Source organism: Spirulina sp. CCNP1310 (assembly GCF_034932185.1).
Lineage (GTDB): Bacteria > Cyanobacteriota > Cyanobacteriia > Cyanobacteriales > Spirulinaceae > Spirulina.
The window spans coordinates 46,015-62,945 of sequence record NZ_JAYGHW010000005.1; the positions used below are offsets into that span (position 1 = coordinate 46,015).

At 50.9% G+C, this 16,931-nt stretch carries 13 protein-coding genes and 1 pseudogene; 6 read left to right on the forward strand and 8 right to left on the reverse strand.

The window, feature by feature from the left end; translation table 11 throughout:
* Positions 1 to 18: 18 nt before the first annotated feature.
* Both VB712_RS02555 and VB712_RS02560 read right to left on the reverse strand, forming a co-directional pair.
* A complete protein-coding gene (locus tag VB712_RS02555) occupies positions 19 to 891 on the reverse strand; it encodes an ABC transporter permease (RefSeq protein ID WP_323251812.1) in 873 nt (290 codons plus the stop codon).
* Positions 892 to 1,128: 237 nt separating this feature from the next.
* A complete protein-coding gene (locus VB712_RS02560) occupies positions 1,129 to 2,154 on the reverse strand; it encodes an ABC transporter ATP-binding protein (RefSeq protein WP_323251814.1) in 1,026 nt (341 codons plus the stop codon).
* A 217-nt stretch (positions 2,155 to 2,371) separates the two neighbouring features.
* On the opposite strand from VB712_RS02560, the gene VB712_RS02565 reads away from it, so the two are divergent.
* Positions 2,372 to 3,949, forward strand: a complete 1,578-nt coding sequence (locus VB712_RS02565) for a glycosyltransferase family 39 protein (RefSeq protein WP_323251816.1) — start codon at positions 2,372 to 2,374, stop codon at positions 3,947 to 3,949.
* Positions 3,950 to 4,054: 105 nt separating this feature from the next.
* On the opposite strand, the pseudogene VB712_RS20355 reads toward VB712_RS02565, so the two are convergent.
* Positions 4,055 to 4,355: pseudogene (locus VB712_RS20355) on the reverse strand (hypothetical protein); the annotation flags it as partial.
* A gap of 207 nt (positions 4,356 to 4,562) precedes the next feature.
* Here VB712_RS20355 and VB712_RS02570 point away from each other — a divergent pair.
* On the forward strand, positions 4,563 to 6,281 hold the full coding sequence (locus tag VB712_RS02570; protein ID WP_323251818.1) for an iron uptake porin: 1,719 nt from the start codon (positions 4,563 to 4,565) through the stop codon (positions 6,279 to 6,281).
* 174 nt (positions 6,282 to 6,455) lie between these two features.
* Here VB712_RS02570 and VB712_RS02575 read toward each other — a convergent pair whose 3' ends face one another.
* The 3 genes from VB712_RS02575 to VB712_RS02585 all read right to left on the reverse strand — a co-directional run bounded on the left by VB712_RS02575 (position 6,456) and on the right by VB712_RS02585 (position 9,393).
* Positions 6,456 to 7,568, reverse strand: coding sequence for a mechanosensitive ion channel family protein (locus tag VB712_RS02575; protein ID WP_323251820.1), 1,113 nt, complete (start codon positions 7,566 to 7,568; stop codon positions 6,456 to 6,458).
* A gap of 5 nt (positions 7,569 to 7,573) precedes the next feature.
* Complete coding sequence (locus VB712_RS02580) at positions 7,574 to 8,674, reverse strand: mechanosensitive ion channel family protein (RefSeq protein WP_323251821.1); 1,101 nt, start codon at positions 8,672 to 8,674, stop codon at positions 7,574 to 7,576.
* A gap of 62 nt (positions 8,675 to 8,736) precedes the next feature.
* The gene (locus VB712_RS02585) at positions 8,737 to 9,393 is read right to left on the reverse strand and encodes a class I SAM-dependent methyltransferase (RefSeq protein WP_323251823.1); all 657 of its coding nucleotides are present in this window, start codon (positions 9,391 to 9,393) and stop codon (positions 8,737 to 8,739) included.
* A gap of 53 nt (positions 9,394 to 9,446) precedes the next feature.
* Between VB712_RS02585 and VB712_RS02590 the strand changes: the two genes are divergently transcribed.
* The 4 genes from VB712_RS02590 to VB712_RS02605 all read left to right on the forward strand — a co-directional run bounded on the left by VB712_RS02590 (position 9,447) and on the right by VB712_RS02605 (position 12,010).
* The gene (locus VB712_RS02590; RefSeq protein WP_323251825.1) at positions 9,447 to 10,325 is read left to right on the forward strand and encodes an alpha/beta fold hydrolase; all 879 of its coding nucleotides are present in this window, start codon (positions 9,447 to 9,449) and stop codon (positions 10,323 to 10,325) included.
* 80 nt (positions 10,326 to 10,405) lie between these two features.
* Positions 10,406 to 10,669 (forward strand): hypothetical protein, encoded by a 264-nt coding sequence (locus VB712_RS02595; RefSeq protein WP_323251826.1) that lies wholly within the window; start codon positions 10,406 to 10,408, stop codon positions 10,667 to 10,669.
* On the forward strand, positions 10,666 to 11,076 hold the full coding sequence (locus VB712_RS02600; protein ID WP_323251828.1) for a type II toxin-antitoxin system VapC family toxin: 411 nt from the start codon (positions 10,666 to 10,668) through the stop codon (positions 11,074 to 11,076). The genes VB712_RS02595 and VB712_RS02600 overlap by 4 nt, the downstream gene beginning before the upstream one ends.
* Positions 11,077 to 11,395: 319 nt before the next feature.
* Complete coding sequence (locus tag VB712_RS02605) at positions 11,396 to 12,010, forward strand: hypothetical protein (RefSeq protein ID WP_323251830.1); 615 nt, start codon at positions 11,396 to 11,398, stop codon at positions 12,008 to 12,010.
* Positions 12,011 to 12,127: 117 nt separating this feature from the next.
* Here the strand turns inward: VB712_RS02605 and VB712_RS02610 are convergent, their stop codons facing one another.
* Positions 12,128 to 14,284 (reverse strand): adenylate/guanylate cyclase domain-containing protein, encoded by a 2,157-nt coding sequence (locus tag VB712_RS02610; RefSeq protein WP_323251832.1) that lies wholly within the window; start codon positions 14,282 to 14,284, stop codon positions 12,128 to 12,130.
* A gap of 256 nt (positions 14,285 to 14,540) precedes the next feature.
* Positions 14,541 to 16,736: a phosphoketolase gene (locus VB712_RS02615; RefSeq protein WP_323251834.1), complete on the reverse strand. Its 2,196-nt coding sequence runs from the start codon at positions 16,734 to 16,736 to the stop codon at positions 14,541 to 14,543.
* Positions 16,737 to 16,931 lie beyond the last annotated feature (195 nt).

Sequence of the window (16,931 nt, forward strand, 5' to 3'; positions counted from 1 at the left end):
TTGATCGCACAGGATTGATCAACCGAAACGGCGGCGGAGGAGGGGTTGAATCAGGAGCAGGACAACCAGATCAAAGGCCAATAACACCGCCAACATCACAGCAAAATTGAGATCCCCCCAAGGGGCGGCCATGACGGGACTGGTGAGGGACCATTGAGCATTGAAATAGATATAGCGGATCGGCTCGATCGCATAGGTGAGGGGGTTCAATGCCGCTAACCATTGCAACCAGGGGGCCATGAAGGAGAGGGGGGCGAGGGCGGTGCTGGCGAACAGGAGGGGTAGATTGGTGACAAAAATTACGGCAATTAATTCAATATGTCCCGGTAGGGCAAAGGCCAGCCCCAAACTGAGGGCCGTCACCCCTAAAACGATGAGCAGGACAATGAGGGCGATCTCCCCCAACCCCACCACATTGGGCAACCCCGCCCCCAAAGCCGCACTGGCCCCAATAATCACCACCGTTTGCACAAAGGCGAGGCTAATAATATAGATCGTCGAAGCCGCCACAATCGAATAGCGGGAAGCCAAGGGAGCCACAAGGAGCCGATTTAAAAACCCAAATTCCCGGTCAAACATCACCGGCAGCCCCGCATTCAATGCCCCCGAAAACGCCGTAAACACAATCACCCCCGGCGCGAGAAACTGGCCATAGTGAACCTCAGGGCCAAACAAACTTTGGGGCGCGTTCGTAAACAAAGCCCCAAAGAGAATCAACCACATCATCGGCTGAATCACCCCCGCCACAAGGGTAGAGGGCCGCCGTTGCAGTTGAATAAAGAGCCGTTGAGTGAGGGCCAGGGTTTCCTGGATAAATTCCGCCACAGCCCCCGGATCCGGGGCTTGGGCAGTTTGGGGGGCAAGGGCAGTGGGACTAATGGATTGGCTCATGATTTGATTTTTAAAGGAAAGTTTAATCTTGTCCCAAGTCCCCTTGTTCTACTCCGCAGGCGCATCGCCGCAAGGGATTAGGGGGATTTAGGGGGATCTTGGGCTGTAAAGTCCCCCGTATTAAGGGGGATTTAGGGGGATCTCCGGTTCAAAGTCCCCCGTATTAAGGGGGATTTAGGGGGATCTCCGGTTCAAAGTCCCCCGTATTAAGGGGGATTTAGGGGGATCTCTGGGGATCTAAGCTGTTTTCATCGCTTGTTTTTGTTCTTTTTTCAGATCCCGCATACTGGCCGCCGCCAACTCCGCATCCATGAGCGTGCGACCCGTAGCCGCGAGATAAACATCATCCAAACTCGGTCGGGATTGGGCGAGGCTGAAAATGGGCAGACCAATATCGGTGAGGGTGTCTTGAATTTGGGGGAGGGCATTGCTACCCCGTTGGACAACAAGATTGAGGGAATTGCCTTGGGCGGTATTGATAATCACCGTTTCCACAAAGGGCAGGGCATTAAGACTGTGCTGTGCCTTTTGGACTTCTTCGTCGGAGGTGAACTCCCGGAGCCGGAGGGTAATGCGATCGCCCCCCACCTGATCCTTTAACTGGGTGGGTGTGCCTTCTGCCAAGACTAAACCCCGGTCAATAATCGCGAGGCGATCGGCCAAGGCATCCACCTCTTCTAAATAATGGCTGGTGAGCAGCACCGTTGTCCCGGCGGCCTTCAGTTGGCGTAAAAATTCCCACACGACAAAGCGGCTTTCAATATCCAACCCCACCGTCGGCTCATCCAAAACCAAAAGATCCGGCTGATGGAGTAGCCCAGCAGCGAGATCGAGGCGGCGGCGAATCCCGCCGGAATAGGTTCCGGTTTTTTGGTCGGCGTAGTCCGTCAGATTGAGGGCTTCGAGTAGTTCTTGAATGCGGTCTTGGGCCCGAGAGCGCGGGATGTGGTAGATGGCGGCTTGAAGGTTGAGCAGTTCCCGCCCGGTGAGGACTTTATCAAGGGCCACTTCTTGGGCCACATAGCCCAGTCTGCGCCGTACCTGTTTGGGTTGCTTGACGGCGGAAATCCCACAGACTTCAACGCGGCCGCTATCGGGTTTAGCAAGGGTACAAAGACAACGAATCGTGGTGGTTTTGCCGGCCCCATTGGGGCCCAGGAGTCCGAAAATTTCTCCCCGTTGGACGGTAAAGGAAATATCTTGAACGGCTGGGATTTCGCCGTAGCGTTTTTGCAGATGTTCAATGACAACAGCGGCGGTCATGACAGCACCATGGGTTTGGGATAACGCTCCCCATTTTAAAGGGTTGCCGTCCGGGAATGGGAAAGGTGGCTAAAGTCAGCCCTCTGAGCCGTGGGGGGAAATTTTTTTCGCTAACTGGATTGCGGATGAGAATTTTACGCCTCTCTGAGCTTGAGGCCCACAGCATGGGGGTGTGAGAGGGGAGTAGCGGCGTTCATGAATCCTTGAGGATTGCTATATGCTAAGTTTTGGCAAAATTTTGGGGGTGAGCTTGAGCAAAACCGAATGGCGTTGGTTGGGGGGGTTGACCGTTGCGGCCTTATTTCTATGGTTAGTGGGTTTAGGCACGGCTCCCCTAAGGGATTGGGATGAGGGAACCTATGGCTTGGTGGCGAGGGAGATGGTGCGATCGCACCATTGGCTCCATCTTTCCCTGTTTGGCCAACCCTTTTGGGCCAAGCCCCCTTTAGGGATTTGGCTAGTGGCCATCGGGTATCAAGTCCTCCAAGGGTTCGGGGCTGAATGGCAATCCCCCGCCCTCGAATTTGCCTGCCGCGCTCCCCTGGCCATCATCACCGCCCTCGGCGTTCCCCTCCTCTACCTCCTCGGTCGGGAACTGTTCGGGAATCAACGGAGGGCAATTGCCGCCGCTGTCGTCTACCTCACCCTTTTACCCGTTGTCCGCCATGGTCGCCTCGCCATGCTTGATGGCATCATCAACACATTTTTGATCTTTTTCCTGCTCTGTTTGGTGAAATCGAAACAGCGGCCCCCCTGGGCCTTCGGTATGGGGATCGCCCTTGCGGCCATTGCGCTGACGAAAGGGGTTTTAGTGTTGGCCTTGGGGGCGATCGCCCTTGGTTACATCCTCCTCCAACAACAATGGCAAGTGTTTAAAAATCCCTACAGTTGGGGGGGATTATTGATTGGGGGGGCGGTGGTAGGGGCTTGGTATGAGGCGCAATGGCAGGCCTACGGCGGGGAATTTATGACCGCGCATTTTGGCGGCCAAAGTTTGGATCGCCTCAGTACCGCCGTGGAGGGCAATGCTGGGCCAATTTGGTATTACCTGTTAGAACTGCTCAAATATGGCTGGCCTTGGCTCGTCTTTTTCCCCAAAGCCCTCACCCAAGCCGCCCAACAATGGCGCAAGGGGGGATTATTGCCCCTGTGGGGATTTGGGTTTTTCTTCGCCCTCGTAAGCGTGATGGGGACAAAATTACCCTGGTATGTTTTCCCGGTTTATTCCTTTTTCGCCCTGCTGATCGGCGGTTATGGATTAACGAATATTGCGCCCAAATTGCGCTACTTTTTCGGATTTTTAACCCTTGCTAGTTTAGGGGGTGGCGCTTATTTGCTCTGGAGTGATCCGCAAATTCCCTTAATCGGCGGGGTGGCGATCGCCCTCATCACGTTCGCCCTCTGTACCCGATGCTTAAGCCGCCCCAACCCAGATCGCCATTTTTTAATCACCCTCAGCATCGGCCTATATCTGGGGTTAACCAGTTTTTTCCTCTCCCCCGCTTGGGTGTGGGAGGTGAATGAAAGTTTTCCGGTGCGGGCCATTGGGGCAATGGTGCGGGAACATACCTCCCCCGATACTGTGGTCTATCTGGGCTATTTCGCCAGCCGCCCCAGTTTGGATTTTTATGGCGATCGCCTCTTCATCCCCGCCGACCTCCCCACACTGCAAACCCTCCACACCCAACACTTCATCCTCATCGACGAACCCACCCGCGCCACTTGGGGGGAATCCCTGGAAATCGTCGCCAGTGCCGACGGCTATCACCTCATTGCCCCCAAAACTCAGCTATGACGCTCAAAAAATCCGTCTTTTCACGGATGACGACCATCACCATCTGCCTTTTTGTCTCTGATTAACGTTGACACTCCCCGCGCTAAAGCGACGGGGATTCTTGGTTCATCGACCGGACTTAACCGAGCAGGATTGCTCCAACCCAGCCAGAGGTCTAATCTCCCCAAGCGTATGACTTCCCGTTTGCCCCACGGTAGTTCGTCCCAGGCGCAGGATACAAACCCGCTTCACTATCGACTCAGCACGATGCCGCTCGCAGACTAACCCTTTCACATTCAAGTCTTCCTAGGCGACCAAATCGTTAGATTGGATGACGCAGTAGGCAATCCGCCCACTCATTACGCTGCCTGCTTACCCTTAAATGCTTCCAGGCCTGTCGGTTTTTAGCCTTGTGATAGTTCCTGGACGTTTGAAATACAATATGATTAGCATAACACGACTGGCCTAAAACGGCGACTAAAGTCGCTCGTGTCGTCTTTCATCCCCGCAATAAATTGACGTTGCTCTAAGACTCCCGCACTATTTTCGTAATCCAGACTACACAACCCCTAAAAAATGTCTGCTACGTTGCGGGAGTCTGAAAATAATGTCCTGCTAAATTTCGGTGTGAGTTATGAAATTGAGGAAAAGTCAAGGAATTTTGGTGGGGGCAATGGCCACCGCTCTGAGCTTAGGGTTTGCCCCCGCAACCCTCGCCAATGAAACGCTGCAACAACTCGAAGCCATCAGCGGCACAGCCCCGATGTCCCAAGTCCGGGGTGTTGCGGAATTGAGCGATGTTTCCCCCAATGATTGGGCCTATGCCGCGTTGAGTGATTTGGTACAACGCTACAACTGTATTGCCGGTTATCCCAACGGCACGTTTAGGGGCGATCGGGCGTTATCTCGCTATGAATTTGCCGCTGGCTTGAATGCTTGTCTCCAACAGATCGAACGACTGATTGCCGAAAGTACCGCCAACTTTGTCAGCCGTGATGATCTCGCCACCATGGAGCGGCTGATGGCAGAGTTTGAAACTGAACTCGCCATGCTGACAACCCGGGTGGACAACCTCGATAGTCGGGTGGCTTTTTTGGAAGATAACCAATTTTCCACCACGACCCGACTGCGGGGCAATGTGTTTATGCACATGAGCCATGCTTGGGCAGGGCGCGATCTGCTCGCCGAAGGTAGCAGTGCTTTTACCTTAGCTACCCCCCGTCGAGATGCGAATAATATTCCGATTCGCCGCACGATTAGCGATGATAGCAAACCGACATTTTCCTATCTGACTTGGCTCAACTTAAGCACCTCCTTTACAGGTAAAGATAATTTAGCAATTCAGCTTGCCGCAGGGAATGGGACTGCACCCGCCAACACCTATGTTTCTGCCGGTTTATTTAATACCTGGGGTTCGACATTTACCAATCAAGGCACAACGGATAATTCGGTCATTATTCGCGAACTCTTTTATCAATTCCCGGTGAATGATACCTTGCAATTAGTGGTTGGGCCAAGGGTGAACTGGTATCGCTATTTTGATGGCAACCGCTACACCAATTTATTCAAAGGGGCTGATAGTTTTAACTCCAGTGGTGGGGCGTTGATTAATACCCTAGACCGGGGGGCGGGGGCAGTGGCGTTAGCCCGCTTGAACGATAAGATTCAGTTCAATATTGGCTATTTAGGGGAAAGCACCGAATTTCTCAGCCAAGCCGCTGGCTTTAATACCGCCGCTAACCCCTCAGAGGGTTTGTTTTCGGGAACCTATACCCTCAGCGGTGAACTGACGTTTACCCCCATTGATGACCTCAATTTGCGGTTTTTATACACGCGATCGCGCCTCAATGCCGTTGGTGGTTTAATCGGTGCAGGGGGGCAAAGTGAACCGCTCTATGGTTTGGCGGATGATGGTTTTGGTGGGGATCTCAATGATGCCAATGCCGATACCTATAGCTTTAATTTCGACTGGCAACCTTTAGAATGGTTGGGTTTATTTGGTCGTTATACCTATGGGAAGACCCATGTACGCCCGGTGAATACGGGTTTATCTCGGGGGGTGATTATTGGCCAATCAGTACAAGCGGGGTTAGCGTTTCCAGATTTGGGCAAAGATGGCTCACTATTAACAGTGTCCTATCTGATTCCCTTTTCAATTATTGGGGGGCGCAACTTTGTTGTTTCTGGGGCAGGGGACGGGGGCATTCAACATGAGTTTGAAGCCAACTATTTCTATCCCCTCAATAATAATATTGCCCTGGTTCCTTCGTTCTTCTGGATTAAAAACCCGAATAACTTCGGCGCTAATCCCGATGTTTATGTGGCTAACTTCCGAGCACAATTTAGTTTTTAACTTTTAACGGTTGTGTTTGAAGTCGGGGCGAAAAATTTAATATAGCGTTTTCGCGACTTATGAGAACTCTACTTCCCCCTTTTTAAGGGGGATTGAGGGGGATCTTTGTACCGCATAGCTCTAGCAATTGCTATAAATTTAAATTTTTTCGCCCCTACGCAGATCAAAGAGGGGCTAGAGAGGTACAGGGGAATCGACATAAACCGTTGGGTCTTGGGTGGTGAATTCTAAACCGTAGGTGGTCATGCGTTGGGCGATGGTGGCGTTGGCTAGTTCTAATAAGCGTTTGCGGAGTTCGATGGAGTTATCACTAGAGCCGAGGATGAAGAATGTGACTCGGGCGCGGCGATTTTCCTGATCCTCTAGGGTCATAAATTGAATGCGGGTGCTGCCGGGATCAATGCCCATTAAACTATCGGTACTTTGATTAACAACCTGCTCAACAAGGGCCATTTGCTGGGCATTTAAACTCTGAAAAAAGTCAAGATATAACAAGACCATCACTTTTTTGCCCCGGGTGATGTTTTCAATTTCCATATTGATCATCAGGGAATTGGGGACAATGACGAGGGTATTTTTAGCGGGGGTGCGGATTTTGGTGGAGCGGATACCGATGGATTCGACGCGGCCGAAAAGGCCATTGGTGAGGCGGATATATTCTCCTTTAATATAGGGGCGGTCGAGGTATAACACGATGGTTCCGATTAATTGGGAGAGGGCAGTTTGGGCCGCTAAACCCACTGCTGTAGCGGCTACCCCTAAACTGGCTACTAAGCCGATGAGGTTAATATTTTGGGTCTGGGCAAAGGCGATCGCCGCCGTCATCCCAATCACAACATTCAACACCGATTCAAAGGGTAAAATCAGTTCATCGGGGTCTAGACCCAGCTTTTGGACAAAGGCGATGCCATAGACTTGGAGGAAGAGATGGAGGAGGCGGGAGGTGAGCCAAGCGGTGCTAATGGTCAGGCTGAGAATCATGCAGGGCCGCAGAAAGTTATAAAGGGCGGTGTAGGGGGTGAGCCAACTGAGGGCGATGGTAATGAGGAGGAGCGTGCCGGTAATCCGGATTTCTGGGCGGATGGGTTCGATCCAGCGGGCGTAAAAGCGGTTTTGGGTTTGGGGGGCGATCGCATTGATCACAATCCGCACCACTGTCGGCGTATAACGACCCACAATCATCGCGATGGCTAAAAAGCCGAGAAAAATGAGGGCATTGAGCAGTTCTCGCCTATGGAGCCAAAGGATTGTGGCTTGAAAAATATCCGCAACTTGAGAAAAATCCATGGGGGTTAGATGGTAATGGGAGAATCAACATTGAGGCTGCGTTCTTCAATGGAAAATTCAACCCCAAACTCAGTTAACTGACGGTTAATATTTTGATTGGCAATTTCTAAGACTTGTTTGCGTAAATCCATGGAAACATCCCCTGAGCCAAGGATAAAAAAGTTGATTTGGGCTTGGGTAATGGTTTGGTTTTGATGATTCTGTGCTTCTTGAAAACGCACCTCTGTACTACGGGGATCGATGCCTAAAATATCTTTGGTACTGTCTAAAATAATCTGGCGAACAAAAGCTTTTTCGGTATCTTCAATCAGACGATGAAAGGTGAGATAGACCAGGGAGATGATTTTTTTGGCGCTGGTGTAGTTTTCAATGTTAATCGAAGCTAACGCACTGTTGGGAACAATCACTAATGTGCCTTTCCCAGAGGTGCGAATTTTGGTCGATCGCATCCCAATCGATTCCACCCGGCCAAAAATACCATCGGGTAAACCAATATAATCATCCACCACAAAGGGCCGGTCTAAATAAATGACAATCCCCCCTAAAATTTGCTCTAGGGTTTTCTGAGCGGCAAAAGCAATGGCTAGCCCCCCCACGCCTAAACTGGCGAGGAGGCCGACGATATTAAAGCGATGCACCTGGGCGAATATAATCACAACAATGATGATTAGTAATCCATTGGCGATCGCCTTCGTCACATTGAGCAGTTCACTATTCACTTTTTGGCGGCTTTGAATCGCGGTATCGAGTAAATAGCGGTCAAATAAGCGGGCAAAAAACCGCGTCCCCAAGAGGATTAAAAAGATGGCTAAGAGTAATCCTAAGGCTGTTTCACCAATCCACCACCAATAGTTTAAGGGGAGATAAATTAGCACCACATCGCTCACACCAATGATCACGCTCAGGAGTACGAGAAATAGATCGGGGGCGATGAGGCGATAGTAGATATCCTGCCAAAGGGGAGGGAGGCGGGCGATGAGGGCGCGGTAGAGCGATCGCCCCCCTAAGCCCAAGAGAATCACGCCTAAAATACTGCCTAAACCGATCAATCCCTTGATCAGGAGGGGGGTAGGGATGGTGATTTGGGTGGCAGTGGTGGGATCCATTGGGGGTCAGAATGGGGATGCAATCTTTATTGGTTTTATCGCAATGGGGGGTCAGAACACCTCTATCCTGAAGGAGATTTTTGTTTGCGGGCAATCACAGCATAAAACGGGTCATGAATGCCCATCCCTAACAATTGCAAAATGGGGGGGGCGGGGGAAGTTTTGCAGATCACCTCTGGTTCTTCAAAGGCTGGGATCGCCCGGATATAACGCTGCACCAATTGCACCCGGCTGGATTCTGTCCCTTCTCGCCAGGCGGCGATCGCCTTTTGGTAAAACATCCGATTGGAAAAGCTAATGATTAACAGCCCCCCCGGTGTCAAAATTCGGGCTACCTCGGCAAACACCTGATCGGGGTATTGCAAATATTGCACGGAAACGCAATTGAGTACCGCCGCAAAACTTTCATCCTCGAAGGGGAGGGTGGTGTTTTCATTGAGGTTTTGGACGAAGTAGTGATCCAAGCGGGGATTTTTGGCCAGTTCTTCCCCATTCATGCCATGGCCCTCCACATGGGCAAATGCCATTTCTTCCGGTAAATGGGAAACCCAACTGCTCATCAGATCGAGGATGCGGGTTTGGGGGGTGAGGCGATCGCGGTACAGGGTGGTCAGTTGGGCAATGAAATGATCATCGACATGGGTGACGAAGCGGGGATAGTCGTAAAACAGAGAATCGTTGGTGGGGTCGAGCTTCGTGCGTTGTTCTGGCAAAAGCATGGTGATTATCGATAAAATAACGTTACAAAAGTTTAGAAAGTTTTAATCTATCCATGGTAACAGCAGCCGCCCCCGCAACCCTCACCCCCCATGATTGGCAATGGCAGGGCCACAACATCCGCTACACCGTCGCCGGGACGGGAGAGCCGCTCCTGTTGATCCATGGGTTTGGGGCTTCCATTGGTCATTGGCGCAAAAATATCCCGGTTTTAGCCGCGGCGGGCTATCAGGTCTATGGCCTTGACCTGTTGGGGTTTGGGGGTTCGGCTAAACCGGCGTTGGCCTACAGTCTGGAGTTATGGGAGGCGCAGATTTGTGATTTTTGGCAGGCCCACATTGGCCGGCCGATGGTGATGGTGGGGAATTCTATCGGGGGGCTGTTGACGTTGATGGTGATGGCGCACCGGCCGGAAATCACGGAAGGCGGGGTATTGATTAATTGTGCGGGGGGGCTGAACCACCGGCCGGAGGAGTTAAACCCGCTGTTGCGGTTGGTGATGGGGACGTTTACGCAGTTGGTGAGTTCTCCCCTGGTGGGGCCTTTGGTGTTTAACCAAATTCGCCAGCGGGGCCGGATTAAGAATACGCTTTATCAGGTGTATGGCGATCGCAATGCTGTCACGGATGATCTGGTGGAGTTGCTCTATCAACCTTCCTGTGATGCGGGGGCGCAGGCGGTGTTTGCTTCGGTGTTGACTGCACCCCCTGGCCCGGCTCCGGGGGAATTGTTACCAGCGATCGCGCAACCGCTGTTAATTCTGTGGGGGGATGCTGATCCCTGGACTCCGATCTCTGGTTCTAAAATCTATCAAAATCTCCCCCAAGGGGAATTCCACATCATCCCGAAGGCGGGCCATTGTCCCCACGACGAAACCCCGGATCAAGTCAATGCCCTTATCCTCCAATGGTTAGCGGCTCACGCTCAGGATTAGGGGATATTCAGATATATTGCTGATGTAGGGGCGAAAAATTTTAAATTTCGCCCCCACGCCGATCAACTCTACAACGTCCAATGAATAAACAACAACTAATTGACGAACTGGAATCAACGCCTGATTTTTTAATTCAAGAAGTCTATGACTTTCTGCTTTTTTTAAAAACGAAGGTCAAGGTTCAACCTATCCCAGATTCTTCTCCTGCCAACAATAACCCGATCCTGCAAATGATTGATGAAATTACCGCCGAAGTTCCTTTACAGGAATGGGATCAACTTCCCAAGGATTTTTCTCAACAGTTAGATCATTATCTTTACGGTGTCCCTAAACAAGAATCATGAAGACTGTTTTTGCAGATACAGGATACTGGATTGCATTGCTGAATTCGAGTAACAATTTACATTCAAAGTCAAAGGAAATAACCCAAGCCCTTTATCCTCTAAAAATTATTACTACTGAAATGATTTTTGTTGAATGCTTAAATGCCTTTTCTGGTCAAAGGAAATGGTTAAAGTCATCAATGATCAAATTAGTGAAGCGTTCTCAAGATAACGAAAATATCACAATCATTCCTCATGATCAAGAATTATTTTTAGCAGCACTTGAATTTTATGCAAACCGTTTAGACCAGTCTTGGAGTTTAACAGATTGTGCATCATTTTGCGTTATGAAAGAACAGAACATTATGGATGCACTTGCTTATGATAAGCACTTTGTCCAAGCCGGTTTTAATGCATTGTTACGATAATGCACAGTATCTAAAACTGGGTCTTTTGGATATGTATTTATAAGGAAAATTTATCACAAAAAAATCAAGATAAGAAGCGTCTGCGCATATTTTCAAAATTCATAAAGTAATTATAAATGTAGGGTGCGTCAGATGGAATTAATTATGCAATTAGTGGTTCAATTTTGCTTGACGCACCATTTTCTGAATGGTGATTTTGCGTTAGTTACGAAGTTATTTTTTTGTGGTTTAATTTCTCTAATGCATCCTACAACTTTTGAATAATTCGAGATTGCATTGCCTTAAGTTTTATTAGTTAGTTTACACTCATCAAACGCTCATGATCAACCTCCAAACATTCTGTAAAATTCGTGAACAATTTGGACATTTTGCAAGTTGGGCAGTGTGGGCAGAGGAAGGTAAAAAAACCAAAGATAATATTGATGATCTCACTGTATTAGATCCTGAACAAAATCCTGCACTGCTCGATGTACTCCATGGAAATACAGTTTTACTTGGCCTGAATATCTCTCGCAAAATTGAGCGATCGCTGGGCAACTTTCATGATCCTCGACCAATGGCCACAGATTTTAAGATACGATATGCTTTGAAAGAAACTCCCTATTGGGGATCTTACATGACCGATATAATTAAAGATTTTGAAGAGAAAGCTTCTGGAAAAATGATGAAGTTTCTCCGAGAAAACGCTGATTTTGAGCAAAAAAATATACAAATGCTGAGGGAAGAAATAGAGGTATTGGGTGTTCCCAATCCGATTTTAATTACATTTGGAAAGGATGCTGGACTTCTAGCAAAGCGTAATCTCGGCGAAGAATTTCAGATCGTCTGCATACCGCATTATGCAAACTATATTTCTAAAGAAAATTACCGTCTACAACTGGAAAAAGTGCTTCCCAAAACAATAACCAATACCAATATTTTACACATCAAGTAATAATTTTTGATGTACATCAATGGCGATGGTGCGTCAGTCGTGAAGATGCTCGTTTTTATCATCAGTAATCTCTCTGAAACACCCTATAACTCAAACCAAAAGGGAAAGTTTTTGCGCCTACTTATCGGTGAATTGCCAGATGCCTTGCCAGGGAGAGGGGAAACCATTCCGATCGCACCAAGCGAGACGTTCTAAATAAAGACTCGCCGTTTTGTCCGTGGGGTTTTGGGTGAGGACGGCATTAAACGCAGCTTGAGCCGTGGGAATGTCCCCCTGTTGGTAGGCAGCAATCCCTGCCATGAAATCCGGTTGCGTGGCTAACTTGCGATCCTTGTCCGGGTCAGCATCAAGGACTTCATAAATGGCGATCGCCTCCCCCCTGCCCTTCACCATTACCCGATCCAAAAACCGCACCGAGTAGGAATGCTCCCCTAAATTGTCCAACACCGCCTCCGAAATTAACACCGCCACACCATAAAACTTCGTTAACCCCTCCAGCCGCGCTGCCAAATTCACCGTATCGGAAAACGCATCCCCCTGCATCCGCCCCGTTTCCCCGACAATCCCCACCATAATCCGCCCAAAATGAATGCCGATACCAATTTGAATCGGGAACGTTTGGGGGATAACTTGGTTGTAATGGCGTACCCGCTCCTGTTGGGCGATCGCCGCCGCCACCGCATCCCGTGAACCCTGGGGAAAAGCCGCCATAATCCCATCCCCCAAATATTTCACAATGAAGCCGTCATGCTTGCGAATCTCCGGCGAAACCTGCTCCAAATAACCATTAATAAACGTGAAACTTTCCTGGGGGGTCATCTGCTCCAACAACGTCGTAAAGGAACGAATATCCGAAAACAACATTGCCATATCTGTACTAACGTGCTCCCCTAGGGCCACATTCACCAAACTATCCCGCCGCAAAAACTCCAAATATTCCGCTGGCACAAACCGCGCAAAGGAGTTGCGCTGACTTTCTAAACTTTCAAAAGATTCCTTCAGTTGAGCCGTCATACTGTTAAAAGAATTGGCCAACCGCAACAATTCATTAATCCCTTGGGTCGTGACATTTTGCTCCAATTGCCCCCCGGCGATCGCCTCTGTAGCCTGAATCAACCGCAAAATCGGCCCCATTAAAATCCGTGCCGTGACAATCCCCACTCCTGTGGCGATCGCCAAAGCCAAGAGGCAAAGTAACACCGTATTGCGGGTATTGGCCTGGATTTGCCCCATAAAATCCGCCTCCGGCACCACCAACACCACCAACCAATCCAGCCCCTGCCCATCCCGAAAGGGGGCAACTTGAATAAATTGCCGTTTCCCCTCAATGGCAAAATCCAGTTGCTGACTTTCGCGAATATCAAAAAAATTGCCAAAATGCCGCAATAAATGAGCAGCAGTTGCCCGCACTAAAGGATCTTCGCTTTCCGTTGCCTGTAACCGTCGCGGGTGATTCGTTCGCTGACGCGGATCCTTTGCCGCCACCGCATAATCATCATCGGTGGAACTGGAAATTAACGCCCCAGACCGCTCAATAATAAAAGCCTCCCCCGATTTGCCAATATCCAAACTGTGGAGAAATGTCCGCAACTCTTCCGACAGGACAATATCCGTACCACAGACCCCCAATAAAGCATTGTCCCGATACACCGGCTGGCTGGCGGTAATCGTCGGCAACCCAGAGGAAAAATCGAGATAAATCGGACTCCAGGTGGGTTGCCCGGCTTGGCGACCAGCAATATACCAAGGGCGTTGCCGAGGGTCATAGGGGGCAACGGCTTCCAGTAAATGGGTGAGGTTGCCTTGATTGTCCACATCGTAGAGTTGGTAAATGCCCCCAGTGCGCTGATTGCTGGCCATCATTTGCAGCGTGCGACGGTCGAAGCGACTGGTTCCTCGGCGGCGCGTGGCCCCAAAAAAATCGCCCCGCTCATTACCACAGTAAAGACTATTGGTGAGGGGGGTATTTTTGAGTTGCTGAATCAGTTGCGAGCCGCCCCTGATATTGGTGAGATCTAATGTGCCATTGCTGAGGGCGGTGGCATTGAGGCTATTGACGAGATGGGGAGAGGCAACGGAATAATGGAGGCGTTGCTGAATACGGGCAGTGAGTTCACTGCGCAACTGGGAGGCGAGGCTATGGACTGCCCGTTGCCCGGTGCGAAAGGAGAGATAACCAACAATGCTGACGGCGATCGCCATTTGCAGCAAAAACGGCGCAATTAAGACAACCCGCAGGGGCAAGGGGGCAATGGGCTTAAAGAATCGCTTCATACGGTCAGGGAGGGGATAGGCAGGCGCTCGGGTGCGCGATGGCTTGCCCATCGCGGATCGCTTTTATCGTAACCTCAACAGTTTCCCGCTACGACTTTCGGAAGCATTTTCTCTCAGGGCATCTATGCCTCAATATTGCGCCACATCGATCATTAGTATTTCCCCTAAGCGGGAGAGATCAGCGCGATCGCCAAGGGGCGAAAATTTTTCAATAAATTTTCAATTTTCGCCCCGACAAGGTTTTGCGGTGGAGGGTTTAACCCAGCAACGCCTTAGCCCGTGCGACAAAGGCTTCAGCGGTTAAGCCATTAATGGCCATCACCGCCGCCGCACTAGCCGCCGTTTCCCCCCGTTTCCAGGCAAACAAATCACGGGGAGCCTTAGCCCGCAACAGCACCGGCTCCAACATCGCCCCAGAGCCGCCGGTAATGGCTAACACTGCATCGCCCCCAAAGAGATCATCAAAGGACTGATCACTCAAAAACCCTTGATCTGCATCACTACACAGTTCCCAAGCCACATCGGAGGCCCGATAGAGGCGACGGGGGTTAATCACACTGACAATTTTCGACCCGATTCCCTCAGCCGCCAGTTGCTCCGCCGCCGCTAAAGCGGGGATCAATGTCATATCTCCCAAAACCGCAAACACCACAGTTTTACTGCCGGGGGTGGTTTGCAGCACAAAGGCCCCCTGATCTAACCCGGTGCGGGTTTGGGCGAGGGTCGATCGCACCGGCAAAGGCGATTTTGAGACGGTGATTGTAATCCCTTTATTTTTCTGCCCTAGGGCCCAGTCATAACAGGCTTGGGTGCTGTTGGCATCGCAGGGGAAAAGGGGGAAAACGTTACCATTGCGCATCATGGCGGCGAAATAGTTTTCGACCTCTGGCCGTTGGTGTGTCCAACCGTTGCGGCCCTGCTCTAAGGCTCCGGCGGTAAACAGACAAACGGTGGCGGGGGTGAGGCGGCGCAGTTCCGCCATAGCTTGGGTGACGGTTTGCCAGATGGGGAGGCCGTTGATGGCAAAGGATTCATAGGAACACCAGAGCGATCGCCCCCCAAACAACGCCTGAGCCGCCGCCAACCCTGCACAGGCATCTTCACTCAAGGGTTCATAAACCTGGCCTTGGGGTTGTTGGAAGTAATCCGCATCGGGGGTGGGGTGGAGGATTTTCAGGCCCACGTTAATGTTATTAATCCCCGATGCGGCATTGCCATCGGCATTGGTGACAACAAAATCCGGGTCTTCATGGCCCACCTGTACCACCATTGACCCCATGGCGGTGGTGGAAACTTGTTTATCGCCAATGGGGAATTCTTGGCTGATCAGTGTGCCTAAATCCGGCAATGGCCGGGTGGTTTCGGTGACGGCGGTTTGGGAGGCGGGGCCGCCGTTGGCGCGAACATAGTTAGTCCGCACTAATTCCCAGGCTTGGGGGGTGAGGGCGCGGGCCTTGAGGGCTTCGATAATATAGTCTTTTTCGACGGAATCCCCTGGATAAAGGTTGTGGGATTTTGCTCCCCGTTTATGCACCCCTGCACCTTTGAGTTGTTTGACGATTAAGACGGTGAGTTTGCCACCGAGGGCAGATTGAGCAGCTTTGTCGGTGGCTTCTAACAGGGCTTGGGTAAACCGCAGGCGAGCCGGGAATGAAAAGGCGGTGCTATCCACATAGGCCCCGTTTTGTCCCGCATCATCATATTCCTTGGCATCCACGAGGATGATTTCCTGGAAACCATTCCCCTGCCAATAGGCGATCATTTCGGCGTTGGTTTTGGTGGAAACCATGCTGTGGTGTTCTTGGCTGTAGCCATTCCAGACGAGGATCGGCAAGAAGTTGGTGGTTTGGGGATAGGCGGTGTTGAAGTGGCCGAAACTGCTCATGATGTAGGGTTCCCCAAGGCCACCGTCGCCAATGGTGACGGGGAAAAGGATGCCGGGGTTGAGCTTTGCGCCGGCCATGGCGAAATGTTGCCCTTGACCTAAGGGGCCAGCGGGGTTAAGCAGGCCGGGAATTTGGCCGGAAAGGTGGCCGAGGAGGCCGTGGGTTTCCCGGAAGCGATCGCGCATCTCCTGCACCGTGGTAATCCCCATCGCTTCGAGGGATTGATCGAGGAAAACATTGCTATAAAAACCGGGGGCATGGTGGCCCACTTCCGTGGTGATGTTTTTATACCCCAACATCATCAGGGCGGCGATCCCGTCGGCAATACTGGCAAAACCGCCGGGGTGGCCCGATTCTTTGCTGGCGGTAATTTGGAGCGTCAGGTAGCGTAGGGCATCCGCCGCCAGGAGGGTTTGATAAACGGCGTTGGGGTCACTGGGGGAGGCGATCGCCCTTTCACCCGCAGCAATGGCCGCTGTGGTTCCGTGGGCCTCGAATCCTTCTAAACTTTCGGCAAAATATTGAATACCCTCACAAAAGGCGGGGATGGCGGTAGCTACAGACATGAATGAATCCTTAAATAAATGTGCAACAAGACTTAAACAATCTTAGCGTTTCTTTAGTCCCTTCTTGCCCCTCATCCCCCAACCCCTTCTCCCAAAAAGGGAGAAGGGGAGCCGGATTTAAAGTCCCTCGCCCGACTTGGGAGAGGGATTTAGGGTGAGGGGACAATTCAAAGTCCCTCTCCCCTCTTGGGAGAG

What these genes read in the sequence shown, in the direction of transcription:
- VB712_RS02555 (WP_323251812.1), bottom strand. Translation starts at nt 891, where the DNA reads ATGAGCCAATCCATTAGTCCCACTGCCCTTGCCCCCCAAACTGCCCAA.
- VB712_RS02560 (WP_323251814.1), bottom strand. Translation starts at nt 2,154, where the DNA reads ATGACCGCCGCTGTTGTCATTGAACATCTGCAAAAACGCTACGGCGAA.
- VB712_RS02565 (WP_323251816.1), top strand. Translation starts at nt 2,372, where the DNA reads ATGCTAAGTTTTGGCAAAATTTTGGGGGTGAGCTTGAGCAAAACCGAA.
- VB712_RS02570 (WP_323251818.1), top strand. Translation starts at nt 4,563, where the DNA reads ATGAAATTGAGGAAAAGTCAAGGAATTTTGGTGGGGGCAATGGCCACC.
- VB712_RS02575 (WP_323251820.1), bottom strand. Translation starts at nt 7,568, where the DNA reads ATGGATTTTTCTCAAGTTGCGGATATTTTTCAAGCCACAATCCTTTGG.
- VB712_RS02580 (WP_323251821.1), bottom strand. Translation starts at nt 8,674, where the DNA reads ATGGATCCCACCACTGCCACCCAAATCACCATCCCTACCCCCCTCCTG.
- VB712_RS02585 (WP_323251823.1), bottom strand. Translation starts at nt 9,393, where the DNA reads ATGCTTTTGCCAGAACAACGCACGAAGCTCGACCCCACCAACGATTCT.
- VB712_RS02590 (WP_323251825.1), top strand. Translation starts at nt 9,447, where the DNA reads ATGGTAACAGCAGCCGCCCCCGCAACCCTCACCCCCCATGATTGGCAA.
- VB712_RS02595 (WP_323251826.1), top strand. Translation starts at nt 10,406, where the DNA reads ATGAATAAACAACAACTAATTGACGAACTGGAATCAACGCCTGATTTT.
- VB712_RS02600 (WP_323251828.1), top strand. Translation starts at nt 10,666, where the DNA reads ATGAAGACTGTTTTTGCAGATACAGGATACTGGATTGCATTGCTGAAT.
- VB712_RS02605 (WP_323251830.1), top strand. Translation starts at nt 11,396, where the DNA reads ATGATCAACCTCCAAACATTCTGTAAAATTCGTGAACAATTTGGACAT.
- VB712_RS02610 (WP_323251832.1), bottom strand. Translation starts at nt 14,284, where the DNA reads ATGAAGCGATTCTTTAAGCCCATTGCCCCCTTGCCCCTGCGGGTTGTC.
- VB712_RS02615 (WP_323251834.1), bottom strand. Translation starts at nt 16,736, where the DNA reads ATGTCTGTAGCTACCGCCATCCCCGCCTTTTGTGAGGGTATTCAATAT.